This window comes from Candidatus Microthrix parvicella Bio17-1 (assembly GCF_000299415.1).
Lineage (GTDB): Bacteria > Actinomycetota > Acidimicrobiia > Acidimicrobiales > Microtrichaceae > Microthrix > Microthrix parvicella.
Genome location: NZ_AMPG01000002.1, coordinates 432,349 through 446,202 on the forward strand (window position 1 = coordinate 432,349; position 13,854 = coordinate 446,202).

Sequence of the window (13,854 nt, forward strand, 5' to 3'; positions counted from 1 at the left end):
TCGACGGTGCCTTCCCGGCCCGTCCACTACTAAGGATTCAGCAACTCCAAGACCGGGATGAGTGCATCGAAGGCGCGCTCGAACGCCTGCTGCTGCCGTTCGTACACGCCCCGTGCCTCCAAATTTGGTTGGAGCGACGCCGAGGTCGCTGCGGGCGTCGGGGACCACTCGTCGCTGCCCGAACCCAGATGGCGTGCCCGCAGTGCCGCCGACCGAGCGGCCGCCAACCCCGGTTCGGCCACGACCCGCACCGGACGATTCAGCACATCGGCGATGATCTGGGGCCAACCCGCCACCTGGGCACCACCTCCGGTGAGGCGGATCTCGTCCACTGGTGCGCCAATGAACGCCTCGACGTGGCGAAGCAGCCATGCCAGGTTGTGCGCCACTCCCTCGAAGGTGGCCCGGATCAGTTGGGCTCGGGTCGTCGACAGCGACACGCCGATGAATCCACCGCGCGCCGTCGAGCTGCCCGACGGCGCCATCGAGCCATCCAGCCACGGCAGGCCCAGCACTCCCCCAGCGCCCGGCTCCGTAGAGGCCAAGGCGGCCTCAGCCCCGGCGAAACGCGTCTCGCCCATCTCATCGGCTCCGTCGAGCAGCGCCAGCATCGCCTCAGGAACCCTTCCGCCCAGGCCGTTCTCCGCCATCACCAGGTAGCCGATGTCCGGGGCGGGCATCGTCAGGATCTCGTGGTCGAGGTCCTCGGCCTTGTGGTCCATGCTGGTGACCAACACGCTGGTGGTCCCGATGGAGACACCCGCAATCACCCCCCCTTGCCGGGGCTTCTCAGCGCCGGTGGCCAGCGCGACCGCGCCGGTGTCGTTGATGCCGGGTGCCACGTTCGAGGCTGGATCCACCCCAAGCCTGGCGGCCAGGTCGGCGGTCACCGTGCCCACCGGTTCATCCGGGGCAACCAGCGGAGGAAGCCGAGCAGGGTCGATGCCGGAGGCGGCCAGCAGGTCCGGGTCGTACGCACGTGACACGTCCTGCGGGCTGCGGTTGTCGCACAGCTGGCTGGTGAACATGCTGTGTCGGGTGGCGGTTACCCGGCCGGTCAGGCGGGCGGTGATGCCATCCATCACCTCGACAAACCGGGTCTGCCCGCCGGGGTCCTCGGCGCTGAGGTGCAGCAGGTGAGCCAGGCCGAGCCCACCACCGATGGGCGGGATGCCGTGGCGCTCCACCCAGAGCTCGAACAGTCCAGGCGTGCCCAGCAGCTCGTGGCAGGCTTCGGTGCCTCGCCGGTCCCGCCACATCACCAGCGGCCCGGCAGGCGTTCCGCCCGGGCCGACCGGCACCGTGGAGGAATACTGGCTGGTCACGCCAATCGTCACCAATGGCGCCACGCCAACAACCGGTGCGTCGATCGTGGCCTCGGCAACACACTCCGCAACACCGCTGAGCACCGCATCCCAGATCTCTTCGGGTTCCTGCTCGCAGATCGGCGGCCGGTCGTTGGTCGCCAGCGGGCGCCGGCGATGGGCCGCCAGCGACCCATCGGCGGCGAGGGCCACCACCTTGACGTTGGTCGACCCGACGTCAATCCCGATGGCGAGCGCCGCTGCGCTCACGAGGCCGGGGGCACGCCCTGCTGTTCGTCCATCATGTTGGCCATGATGTCGCGGATGAACTCGTCGACGTCGCTGGTCATGCCGCCTGGGATTCCGCCGTAAATCGCTGCGCTGTCCGGCGTGCCGTCGGAGTTCTCCGTGGCGTAGACGACCGCCTCGGCCAGGTCCTTCTCGAACGCCTCGGCCACGCCCTCCTGGGTCTGGGGGCGGGTGACCGCCATGTGGATGGCGTTGGGGTACTGCTGGCCGTTGAAGCGCCAGCCGCGCAGCTTCATGAAGTCGTTGACGTGGTAGATGTCGAACTCGTCAGAGGTGAAGCTGAACAGGAACGTGGGGTCGCCCATGATCCTCAGCTCGGGGTGCGAGCGCACGGCTGCGATCATCTTGTCGGCCGTCTCGAAGATCTCCTTGGCGTACTTGAGGTAGCCGTCGCGGCCCAGCTTCACCATCGAGGCCCAGGTGGCGGCGAGCAGGCCGCCGCTGCGCGATCCGTCCATCGACGGCGAGCAGTACTTTCCACCGGTCCACTCGGTCTCGTAGAAGTACTGGCCCCGACGCAGCGCCGTGTCACGGAACGTCACCACGGACGAGCCCTTCAGCCCGTAGCCGTACTTGTGGGTGTCCGAGCTCATCGAGGTCACGCCGGGGAGGCGGTAGTCGAACACCTCGAACGGGTAGCCCAGCTCCTGGCCGAAGGGCAGGATGAACCCGCCCAGGCAGCCGTCGACGTGCAGGCCGACGCCGCGCTCGACCGCCAGCTCGGACATCTCGCCGATCGGGTCGATCGTGCCGTAGCCGTAGTTGCAGGCCGAGCCGATGATCGCCACCGTGTTCTCGTCGATCTGGGCGCGCACCGCAGCCATGTCGGCCTTGGTGCTCACGGGGTCGATCGCCACGTTCCGCTGCTCGAGGCCGAACAGCTGGGCGGCCTTGCCGAAGGCGGGGTGCGCCGTCTCGGCCTTCACGATGTTGGGGTTGGTGATCCCGCGCGCCCGGCCGGCCTCGCGGTAGGCGAGGATCGCGTGGGCGATCGACGCGGTGCCACCCGAGGTGACGATGCCCACCGGCGTGCCGTCGGTGACCGCGTCGGCATGGAACAGGTCGAGCGTCATGGCGATGATCTCGCCCTCGAAGCGGGTGGCCGACGGGCAGATGTCGCGCTGCAACGCGTTGACGTGGGCGAAGAGCGCGAACGCCTCGTTGAGAAACTCGTAGTGATCGTGGTCGCCGCAATACATCGTGCCCGACACCTTGCCGTCCTCCCAGGAGGTGTCCTCCTCGGTGGCCAGGGTGCGCAGCTCGTCGATGATCTCACCCGGGTCCCTGCCCTCCTTCGGAAGGGTGCGGTTGACGGGGAAACGATCGGCGTAGGGGTAGGCGCTCATGAGTGCTGACCGTAGCTGAAAGGGGCCAATCAACCCACGGGAGGCACTGTGACCATTGACCCACCGTTCGCGTTCGGTTTGTCTCCGCTCACGTGCCCGGTCGCCGGCCGACCCGATAGTTTCGCCCCGATGACCAGATCTCACGCTCTGACGACACACCTTCGAAGGGCACGTTGATGGTCACCGAAACCCTTCGGTCCTGGGCACCGGGCCGAGTCAACCTCATCGGAGATCACACCGACTACGCAGGCGGTCTGGTGTTGCCAATGGCGATCAACCTGGGCACGACGGTCACGTTGCAGCCGGGGGGCAACACGCTCCACCTGCGATCGGCACGACGCCAGTCGCTGCACCTCGACCTGCCTCTCGGCGGTGTGCTGGCCGAAGACCTGACGACGTTGGAGCCCGCCTGGGGTCGATTTGTCGCAGCGGCCGCCTTGGAACTGGCATCCACCGTGGGCGGATCCGGCGAGGTCACCACCACCCTGCCCGTCGGGGCCGGACTGTCGTCGTCGTCGTCGCTGGAATTGGCGGTGGCCCTTGCCCTGGGGTTCGACGGGTCACCGCTTGAGCTCGCCCGCTTCGGTCAGCGGGCCGAGCAGGTCGCGTCGGGCGTACCCTCCGGCATCATGGACCAGTTGACGATCGCCGCCGGCGTCGCTGGACACGCCCTCCTGATCGACTGCGCCACCGAGCGCCACCGAGTAGTGAGGATGCCGGACTCGGTGGAGGTGTGGGTGCTGCATTCGGGAGTGCCCCGCCGACTCGCCGACTCCGCTTATGCCGAACGGCGCCGCGCCACCGAGGTCGCAGCCAAGCTGGTGGGCCCGCTCGCCGAGGCATCGCTGGACGACATCGAGGCAATCGACGACCCGGTTCTCGTGCGTCGTGCCCGCCACGTCCGTACCGAGTGCGATCGGGTTCGGGTTGCTGCCGCTGCGCTGGAGGCCGACGACCCCACCGAGGTGGGCCAGCTGATGCTGCAAAGCCATGCGTCGCTCCGTGACGACTTCAACGTGTCGGTGCCCGAACTCGACCACCTGGTGCTGGAGTTGTCATCACGGGGCGACGTTTTCGGGGCCCGGCTGACCGGGGCGGGATTCGGTGGCTGCGTCGTGGTGTTGGCCCGGCCGGGCACCGACCTCTCCACCGTTCGATCCGACGCGTGGCTCGTTCAGGCCGGGGATGGTGCCCGACTGTTGTAGCCACTCCAACCGATCGGTCGTGGCCAGCCGTAGCCTGGCGCCTTCCGACCACAAGGAGCACCTCGATGACCACCGACGCCACAACCACCTTCGACATCGGCGGTGATCTGACGGTCAACCGGCTGGGCTACGGGGCGATGCAGCTGCCGGGGCCCGGAGTGTGGGGTCCGTCGGAGGACCACGACGGCGCCCTCGCCGTCCTGCGCTGCGCCGTTGAACTTGGTGTCGACTTCATCGACACCGCCAACTCCTATGGCCCGTATGTGGCGGACGAACTGATCGCCGAAGCCCTCGCCCCATATGGCGACGTCACCATCGCCACCAAGGCCGGTCTGGTTCGGACCGGACCGGGCGAGTGGCACCCTGTCGGCCGCCCGGAGTACCTGCGCCAGGAGGCCGAGCTCACCCTGCGCCGTCTCGGCGTCGAGCGCCTCGACTTGTTCCAGCTCCACAGAATCGATCCGGCGGTTCCCCGGGAGGAACAGTTTGGCGTGCTCGGTGACCTGCGCGACGAGGGCAAGGTGCGCCACATCGGCCTCTCCGAGGTGTCGGTCGAGGAGCTCAACGCAGCCCGCGAGCAGATCCCGGTTGCCACCGTGCAGAATCGGTTCAACCTGATCGAACGGGCCTCTGAGGACGTCCTCGACCGCTGCACCGAACTGGGCATCGGGTTCATTCCCTGGTTTCCAATCGCCACCGGCAGGTTGGCGGAGCCGGGCGGGCCCGTGGACCACGTGGTCCGTGACGTGGGCGCCTCACCGACCCAGGTCGCACTGGCATGGCTGCTCCAGCGGTCACCGGTGGTACTTCCCATTCCCGGCACGAAGTCGATCGATCACCTCAAGGACAACATGCGCGCCGCCTCGGTCACCCTGTCGCCCACTCAGGTCGCCGCCCTCGACGCGGTGGCCTGAGCTCAGCAGTCACCCCTCCGGATGGTGGCCGGGCCGGCAATGGGAGGTGTGTTGGGCCCCTGCTCCGGTACGGTTCCTTCCGTGCACGACCCCGCCCGTCCCCCAAAGGTGATCATCTGTGTCGACTGCGGCTTCGAGGCCCACCTCCTCGTCGACCCCACCGACCCGGAGGCGTCCGATGCTCCGTGGTCCAACCCGGTCGGCGCCGCGGCGCCGTCCACCGAAGCCGGCGCCAACCTCGACCCGTGGGACCGGGCGGAGTTGTCCGGTATCCCCACCGGCGACAGCTTCGATGGCGAACCCGACGAAATCACTGACGGAATCCCACTGGTGTACCGCTGCAGCGGCTGCAACGACCGCTGGGACCTGGTGTGGTCGCCCGATCCCGACTGACCAGGTCCGAGCAGCGCAAACCGGAGGGGCTCAGGCCAGCAGGTTGGCTTTGTGGGTTTCAAACTCCTCGTCGGTGAGTACACCCTTCTCACGCAATTCCGCCAGCTTCTCAAGCTGCTCGGCCACGGTGATCGGACCGGTCTGTGCCGTCGACGCGCTGTAGGCGCGGGCACCCTCGGCAGCCTCCTGGCCGATGCGATCAAACTTGCGATTCTCGTTGGCCTCCATCTGGGTGTAGATCTCGTGCTGCACCTCGGGCGGGTTGCGAATGTCGTGGAAGTACTCCTTGCCGGTTTCACCGCCCGACTCGATGGCCAGGTCGCCGGCGCCCAGCATCCGCTCGAACAGGGTCTGCTGGAAAAACACGGTGTTGATGCGCTCGAGGGGCATCTCCACCCCGGAGGTCACGAGCGCCCCAGACCGGTAGATACATCGGTCGGTCGTGAGAATGAACGTGGTGGTGCGCCAGAGGATGAATCGCTTGATGAACCAACCGAGTGCAATGAGGACCACCAGCCCCAGCGGGACCTGAACCACCCGTTCCTGATTCAGCACGAAGAGGCCGCCAACGATGCTGAGCACCAAGATGAGCGTGGGCCAGAACAGGTACTTCCAGTGCGGATTCAGTTCGAGGACGACCTCCTCGTCGGGTTGCAGCAGGTTGGTGGGATATGCCATGGGTGCTCCTGAGATCTCGGCGCCAACGATATCGGGACGAAGATGACCGTGGGCGAACGATTGACCCGACTTGAGTGTCACCGGCGGCCGGTACGCTCGCCCGGGTGAGCGAATCATCCACAGAGCCGAATGCTCTGGTCGCCGGCCTCAATCCCGAGCAGCGGGAAGCGGCCACCCATGAGTCCCTCCGCCTCCGCATCCTGGCCGGTGCCGGGTCGGGTAAAACCCGCGTGCTCACCCGGCGCATCGCCTACCAGTCCGCCACCGGAGCCATCGACCCACGGGCGGTGCTGGCCGTCACGTTCACACGCAAGGCCGCCTCCGAACTGCGCAGCCGGTTGGGCCAACTCGGCCTTCGCGACGGCGTACAGGCCGGCACGTTCCACTCGATCGCATGGGCCCAGCTCCGTCAGCGCTGGGCGGAACGGGGTATCACTCCCCCCGAGCTGATCACGTCCAAGCTGGGCATGATCCGAAGCGTCAGCGGGGAGCGCACCACCACAGCGCTGCTGGACGTGATGAGCGAAATCGAATGGGCCAACGCCCGCTGCGTCGAGCCGGAGGATTATCCGGCCGCCGCAACGACCGCCCGCCGGGATCCGCCTTACGACCCCACCCGCATGGCCGAGATCATGGCCGCCTACGTCAACCACAAGCGTCGCCAGCGGGTTGTGGACTTCGATGACCTCCTGCGCCTGGCCGCCCGCGACCTGCGCGCCGACCCCGTCTACGCCTCGGGGCGTCAATGGATGAACCGGTTCCTGTTCGTCGACGAGTTTCAGGACGTCAACCCCCGCCAGTTTCAGCTGCTGTCGGCATGGATGGGCGAGGGCGCTCACCTCACCGTGGTCGGCGACCCACATCAGGCGATCTATGCCTGGAACGGGGCCGACGCGAGCTACCTGGTGGACATGCCCCGGTATTTCCAGGAAACGGCCACGGTCAGCCTCACCCGCAACTACCGCTCGTCGCCGCAGATCCTCACGGTGGCCAACCAGGTGCTGCGCGACGGCAGCGATCAGCGGGGCGCCGCACTGGTGCCCACCCGGCCCGACGGGCCCATCCCCACCGTCGCAGTCCATCCCGACGAGGTCCAGGAGGCCCGCCACATCGCACGGGAGCTGCGATCGGCACGCCGACCCGGGCGCCGCTGGGCCGACCTTGCCGTGCTGGTACGCACCAACGCGCAGCTTGCCCCCCTGACCCAGGCCCTCGGAGCTGCCGGTATCCCCCATCGCACCCGGGGGGGCGGCGGTCTGCTGGACCAGCCCGAGGTGAACGACGTCCTCCGCAGCCTCCGGCGGGCCCGCGAGGTGGGCACCTGGATCGGCGATCTGGCCCGGGAGTTGCGGGAGGTGCGTCCGCAGGTGGAACGCAGCGAGGCGTTGCTCGATGGCGACGACGACGACAACTTCGACGACAACTTCGACGAAGCCACAGCTGCAGCCGAGCCCTCCGGGCCCGTTCCTCGGGGGGCTGTGCCCAACCGGCGCGAGACCGCAGCGGGTCCGTCGGGCCACGCTGGTCGCATCGCACCGCAGCACCTCACAGCCGATCGGCTGGCCAACCTGGACGAGTTGGTGCGGATGGGCCGCGAGTACCTCGACCTCGACCCTGCCGGCACCCCCACCGGGTTCTCCGCCTGGCTGCGATCCAGCCTGGCCGATGCCGGCGGTTCGGATACCGACGTGGTGGAGTTGTCCACCTTTCACGCCGCAAAGGGCCTCGAATGGAAGGTGGTGCACCTGGCCGGGGTGGAGAAAGGCCTGATCCCAATCCATTTCGCCGAGACCCAGGGCGAGCTGGCCGAGGAGACCCGGCTGTTCTACGTGGCGATCACCCGTGCCGAGGACGAGCTGGTGCTGCATCGGGCCGAAAAACGCACCACCGGCACCCGGGAGATGCGCCGCAAGCCGTCGGCATTTCTCGAACCGGTCGAGGCGGCACTCGACTTCCTCAACGGTGTGGAACACCGGCGGCCACGCGCTCCTCGATCCAGGCAGGGCCACAAGTCGGCGCCCGTCACCAAGGCCGGGCTCACCGGCGCCGACGCCGAGCTGTTCGGTCGGCTGCGTGCCTGGCGTCTGGAACAGTCGCGTGCCGCAAAAAAGCCCGCATTCGTCATCCTCACCGACGACGTGCTCACCCGGTTGGCGAGCGACCGCCCCGTCACCCGCGCCCAACTCCTCGAAACCCGCGGCATCGGCCCCACCAAAGCGGACCTCTTCGGCCAAGCGCTCCTGAAGCTCATCGCCGACTCCGACTCCTAATCAGGCGTCGTCGAGCTCGGCGCGGTCGTTGAGCAACTGCTTGAAGACGCCCGGCTGCATCGAAATGAACAGCCCCTCGCACTCGGCGGTCAGCCGCTCGCCGGCGTGAATGGTGCCACGTACCCGGATCTTGCGGTCCACCCGATCGTGCACCCACGCCCTCATGGTCAGCTCGGTGTGCAGCGGCGTCGGCGACCGATAGTCGGTGTGGAGGTAGGCGGTCATACCCTGGGCACCCGAGAGCCCCTGGGTGGAGCCCAACAGCTCGTCGAACACGGCTGCGACGTAACCGCCGTGCACGTTGCCGGGCGGCCCTTCGTACGCCGAACCAAACGTGACCGTGCCGGTGACTTCGTCGCTGTGCATATGCAGGCTCATGGGCGGCGAAAGCGGATTGGCCAGGCCGATGAACGGGCTGTGGTCGAACGTGGCGTACATCTCGGCCGCCAACGCCTGGACCTCGGGGTTGTCGGGCGTCAGTCTCCCGGCGTTGGCCAGCTCGGCGAAGCCTTCGTAGACCCGCCCCTTGGGGTGTTCGGCGATCAAGGTGGCAATATCGGCAAGCTCGGAGGCAATGCCATCGAGCGCGGCGGCGTCGGTGCTGGTGGAGGTCAGTCCCTCGATGATCGCCCGCATCTCGGCGGCGACGCGCCGGAGCGCCACCCGCTGCGGCGTGATCTCGATCTGATCCAGCCGCTCGATGCGACTGATCGTGCTTGAGTTCGGGAAGGTGGCCGTACTCGCCACCTCGGCCTCGGTCGCACTGTCGCCCGTTGCTGCACTACTCATGATGTCCCCCATCGAGGTTGTACAGGGCCAGCACCGGCGCGTGGTCGGATGGCTTGGTGCCCTTTCGAGCGTTGCGGTCCACCAGGTCGCTCACCACTGCATCGGCCAACGTGGGGTTGGACAGCAGAAAGTCGATACGCATGCCCTTTCGCTTGTGAAAGTTGCCGCCCCGATAGTCCCACCAGCTGTACAGGTCACCGTCGGCGGGGTACCGCTCCCGGAAGGTGTCACGCAGGCCGACGTCGGTGATCGCCAACAGCGCGTCCCGTTCGGGGACTGACACGTGGGTGGAGTTGTCGTCGAACACGCCGACGTCCCACACGTCGGCATCGGTGGGCGCGATGTTCCAATCACCACCGATGACGAAGTGTTCTGCCGCGGCCACTTCGTCCACAAGATCACTCCGCAACCGTTCAAGCCACGCCAGCTTGAATCGGTAATGGTCGTTGGACACCTCGCGGCCGTTTGGCACGTAGACGCATGCGCAGCGAACAGGTCCACAGGTTGCCCACAACAGCCGTGCCTCCGCCGGGTGGTCCCAGCCCGCCGGATCGTCACCGCGAAACCCGCTGTGGACGTCGCTCAGACCAACCTTGGAGATGATGGCCACGCCATTCCAGCGACCCTCACCGAAGTGGGCTGTCTCATATCCCATCGATTGAAAGCTCAAGTGAGGGAACTTGTCATCGGCCAGCTTGGTCTCCTGCATCATCAGCACGTCGGGCTGCACCATCTCAACCCATTCCTCCACACGCTGCATGCGGGCGTTGAGCGAGTTGACGTTCCAGGTGGCGACCAGCACTGCAGGCTCCTTGGGGCGAATCGGCGACCGAACGAGACCGATCGGATGACGCGGGGCGCCCCACCGTAGCGGCGCCGATGCCGACTGGAATCGGGAGGTGCCGCTTGCGTGGTGCGGGTTTGTAGGCTCGGCCTTGATGAGCACCTCACCTGATGAACTGCTGGGCCCCAACAGCTGGTTGGTGGACGAGTACCGCGACGCATACAACCAAGACCCTGCATCGGTGTCCGAGGAGTGGCGCGAGTACTTCGGCGGCGATGGCTCCGCGAACGGCGCCGGTCGTTCCGCCCAGCCTTCACAGCAGAACGCACCGGTCGCTGATGGGGCTCCCGAACAGCAGGTGGCCCCAAAGCAGGCTCCGCCCAAGCAGGCAGCGCCCCCAAAGCAGGCTCCGCCCAAGCAGGCAGCGCCCCCAAAGCCGCCGGCAGCCACCGGTGAGACCAAGCCCATCCGGGGCATCGGCGCTGCGATCGCCGAAAACATGGAGGCCTCACTCGGGGTTCCGACCGCCACCTCGGTTCGCGATGTTCCGGCAAAGCTGCTCGAGGTCAACCGCGGGGTCATCAACGGGCACCTGGGCCGCACCCGCGGTGGCAAGGTCAGCTTCACGCACATCATCGGGTACGCCATCGTGCGGGCCATCGCCGACCATCACCCGGACATGGCGGTGACCTTCAGCCGGGACGACGATGGGAAGCCGCAGGTGACCCGCCACAGCGAGATCGGCATGGGGCTGGCCATCGATGTGGAACGTCGTGGCGAGCGCCTGCTGATGGTGCCGGTGATCAAGGGCGCCCAATCGATGAACTTCCGCGAATTCGTCGACGCCTATGGCGACGTGGTCGACCGCACGATGGCCAACAAGCTGACCGTCGATGATTTCCAGGGTGCGTTGGTCAGCCTGACCAACCCGGGCACGATCGGTACGGTGCTGTCGGTGCCCAGGTTGATGTCTGGACAGTCGGTGATCGTCGGGGTGGGCAAGCTTGCCTACCCCACCGCCTATCAAGGCGCAGACCCCGAAACGATCGCCAACCTGGGCATCTCCAAGGTGCTGACCCTCACCTCCACCTACGACCACCGGGTGATCCAGGGAGCCGAATCCGGCTCGTTCCTCAGAACCGTCGAGCGACTCCTTCTGGGCGATGAGGATTTTTACCGTCGCATATTCGCCGACATCGGCGTGCCGTACGTTGCGGTGGAGTGGCGTCAGGACTCCAACCCCGCCGATCACCTGGGCGGGCTCATCCAGAAGCAGATGAGCATCGCCATGCTGGTCAACATGTACCGCAGCCGCGGCCACCTCATCGCCGAACTCGATCCGCTGGCGGCCAAGATCCCCGAGATTCACGAGGAACTTGACCCGGTCACCTACGGCCTCACCATCTGGGACCTCGACCGCGAGTTTCAGACCGGTCCGGGGAGCATCTACGCCAGCGTCGGCGGCCAGGATCGCCTGCCCCTCAGCGAGATCCTCCGGGTGCTGCGCAACGCTTACTGCCGAACCATCGGCGTCGAGTTCATGCACATGCAGGAGGTGGACGAGAAGCGCTGGATCCAGGAGAAGATGGAGAGCGGAAAAACCTTCACCCTGACCGGCGACGAGCAGATCCACATCCTCGACCTGCTCAACAAGGCCGATGCGCTCGAACAGTTCCTCGGCACGAAGTTTCTTGGCCAGAAGCGTTTTGGTCTGGAAGGGGCCGAGTCGGCCATTCCGATCCTCGACGAGGTGCTCACGCTGGCCGCTGCCAATCACATGGACTCGGCGGTGTTGGGCATGGCCCACCGCGGACGTCTCAACGTGCTGGTGAACATCGTCGGCAAGCGCTACCAGGACCTGTTCGGCGAGTTCGAGCAGATCATCGACGAGGACGCGGTGCAGGGCTCCGGCGACGTGAAGTACCACCTCGGCCAGCGCGGCCAGTTCAAGTCGGTCGCCGGCAACGTGATCGATCTGGAACTGGCGGCCAACCCGTCACACCTGGAGACGGTGGACCCGATCGTTCTCGGCATCGCCCGGGCCAAAATGGACCAGATCCCGAAGAACGTCGAGAACAAGTATCCGGTGCTGCCCATCCTGGTGCATGGCGACGCGGCATTCGCCGGCCAAGGCGTGGTGGCCGAGACGCTCAACCTCTCCAGCATCAAGGGTTACAAGGCGGGCGGCACCATCCACCTGGTGATCAACAACCAGTTGGGTTTCACCACCCCGCCCGAGTCGGCCCGCAGCTCCGAATACCCCACCGATGTGGCCAAAATGGTGCAGGCGCCGATCTTTCACGTCAACGGCAACGACCCCGAGGCGTGTGTGCGCGTGGCACGGCTGGCGTACGAGTACCGGCGCGAGTTCGGCAAAGACGTTGTGATCGACATGGTCTGCTACCGCAAGCACGGCCACAACGAGGGTGACGACCCCAGCTACACCCAACCGCTGATGTATCAACGGATCGACAACATGGCGCCGGTGCGCGAGCTGTACACCGAATCGCTGGTCGGGCGGGGCCACATCAGCCTGGAGCAGGCCGAGAAGGCGGCAGACGCCTACCACGCCGAACTGACCAACGCACTGGAATCCACCCGGGAGGCCAAACCTTCGGAACCACGCACGGTGCCGGCTCCCCCGAACCCGGAGGGAGTCATCGGTCCGGTCGCCACCGGCGTTGACCGCACCGAGCTCGACCGCATCTTCGAGGCGCTCAATACGGTACCGGCCGACTTCACCATCCACCCCAAGCTGGCCAAGCAGTTCGACACCCGCCGCAAAATGTTTGAGGCGGGTGAGGTCGATTGGTCGCTCGGCGAGGCCTTGGCGTTCGGCTCGCTGCTGGCCGAGGGCACCCCGGTGCGCCTCGCAGGTCAGGACAGCCGCCGAGGTACCTTCTCTCAGCGCCACGCGGCCCTGGTGGACTTTCACACCGGTGACGACTACCTGCCCCTCAGCGCCCTGACCACCGACGGCTCCGAGCTCTGGATCTACGACTCGCTGCTCTCGGAGTACGCGGCACTCGGCTTCGAGTATGGCTATTCGGTGGAGAACCCCGACGCGCTGGTGATGTGGGAGGCCCAGTTCGGCGACTTCGTCAACGGCGCCTCGATCATCGTCGATCAGTACCTGGTGGCCGCCGAGGACAAGTGGAAGCAAACCTCCGACCTGGTGATGTTGTTGCCCCACGGCTACGAGGGTCAGGGACCCGAGCACTCATCGGCCCGCATCGAGCGATTCCTGATCCTGGCGGCCGAGGACAACATCCAGTTGTGCAACGTCACCTCCGCCGCCCAGTACTTTCACCTGCTGCGCCGCCAGATCCACCGAGACGGCAACAAGCCGCTGATCATCTTCACGCCCAAGTCGGGCCTGCGGGCAAAGAGTTACCGATCACCGATTTCCCAGTTCACGGACGGCCACTTCTGCGAGCTGCTGCCCGATGACTCCGGCCTCGACCCCGAGACGGTCACCCGGGTGGTGTTGGCCTCGGGCAAGGTGGCCCACGAAGCAATCGAGCGACGCAACCAACTGAACGTACCCATGGCAGTCGCCCGCGTGGAGCAACTGTTCCCATGGCCGTTCGCTGCCATCGAGGCCGAACTTGATCGATACCCCAACTGCAACGAGATCGTGTGGTTGCAGGAGGAGCCCGAAAACATGGGACCGTGGAACGGCATCAAGGGTCGCTTGTACGAGGCGTTCGAAGGCCGCGGTATGCAGATCCGTCGGGTCAGTCGGGTGGCCTCGGGCAGCCCTGCCACCGGGTCGTCGCTGATCCACCGCCAGGAGCAGGACGAGATTCTCACCAAATCCTTCGGTCCCCTGCCAGAGAAGGACCGGCGGGAATTCGCCTGA

The 13,854-nt window shown here is 66.5% G+C and carries 10 protein-coding genes; 5 read left to right on the forward strand and 5 right to left on the reverse strand.

What is annotated here, in order from left to right; all coding sequences use genetic code 11:
• Positions 1-29: 29 nt before the first annotated feature.
• Positions 30-1,574: an FGGY family carbohydrate kinase gene (locus MPARV_RS0110255; protein ID WP_020378165.1), complete on the reverse strand. Its 1,545-nt coding sequence runs from the start codon at positions 1,572-1,574 to the stop codon at positions 30-32.
• Entirely contained in the window at positions 1,571-2,959 is a 1,389-nt protein-coding gene (locus tag MPARV_RS0110260; protein WP_020378166.1) for a pyridoxal phosphate-dependent decarboxylase family protein, read from the reverse strand. Before MPARV_RS0110260 ends, MPARV_RS0110255 begins: the two co-directional genes overlap by 4 nt.
• Before the next feature lie 176 nt (positions 2,960-3,135).
• On the opposite strand from MPARV_RS0110260, the gene MPARV_RS0110270 reads away from it, so the two are divergent.
• The 3 genes from MPARV_RS0110270 (at position 3,136) to MPARV_RS0110280 (ending at position 5,471) form a co-directional block, all read left to right on the forward strand.
• A complete protein-coding gene (locus MPARV_RS0110270; RefSeq protein WP_020378167.1) occupies positions 3,136-4,164 on the forward strand; it encodes a galactokinase in 1,029 nt (342 codons plus the stop codon).
• Between the two features lie 65 nt (positions 4,165-4,229).
• Positions 4,230-5,078 (forward strand): aldo/keto reductase, encoded by an 849-nt coding sequence (locus tag MPARV_RS0110275; RefSeq protein ID WP_020378168.1) that lies wholly within the window; start codon positions 4,230-4,232, stop codon positions 5,076-5,078.
• Between the two features lie 81 nt (positions 5,079-5,159).
• On the forward strand, positions 5,160-5,471 hold the full coding sequence (locus tag MPARV_RS0110280) for a hypothetical protein (protein WP_155852218.1): 312 nt from the start codon (positions 5,160-5,162) through the stop codon (positions 5,469-5,471).
• A gap of 30 nt (positions 5,472-5,501) precedes the next feature.
• Here the strand turns inward: MPARV_RS0110280 and MPARV_RS25220 are convergent, their stop codons facing one another.
• A complete protein-coding gene (locus MPARV_RS25220) occupies positions 5,502-6,149 on the reverse strand; it encodes a PH domain-containing protein (protein ID WP_157789550.1) in 648 nt (215 codons plus the stop codon).
• Between the two features lie 104 nt (positions 6,150-6,253).
• On the opposite strand from MPARV_RS25220, the gene MPARV_RS22670 reads away from it, so the two are divergent.
• Positions 6,254-8,419, forward strand: coding sequence for an ATP-dependent DNA helicase UvrD2 (locus MPARV_RS22670; RefSeq protein ID WP_020378171.1), 2,166 nt, complete (start codon positions 6,254-6,256; stop codon positions 8,417-8,419).
• On the opposite strand, the gene MPARV_RS22675 is transcribed toward MPARV_RS22670, so the two are convergent.
• Positions 8,420-9,208, reverse strand: a complete 789-nt coding sequence (locus MPARV_RS22675; RefSeq protein WP_020378172.1) for a PaaI family thioesterase — start codon at positions 9,206-9,208, stop codon at positions 8,420-8,422.
• A complete protein-coding gene (locus tag MPARV_RS0110300) occupies positions 9,201-10,010 on the reverse strand; it encodes an exodeoxyribonuclease III (protein WP_012223149.1) in 810 nt (269 codons plus the stop codon). Before MPARV_RS0110300 ends, MPARV_RS22675 begins: the two co-directional genes overlap by 8 nt.
• A gap of 136 nt (positions 10,011-10,146) precedes the next feature.
• Between MPARV_RS0110300 and MPARV_RS0110305 the strand changes: the two genes are divergently transcribed.
• Entirely contained in the window at positions 10,147-13,854 is a 3,708-nt protein-coding gene (locus MPARV_RS0110305) for a multifunctional oxoglutarate decarboxylase/oxoglutarate dehydrogenase thiamine pyrophosphate-binding subunit/dihydrolipoyllysine-residue succinyltransferase subunit (RefSeq protein WP_020378174.1), read from the forward strand.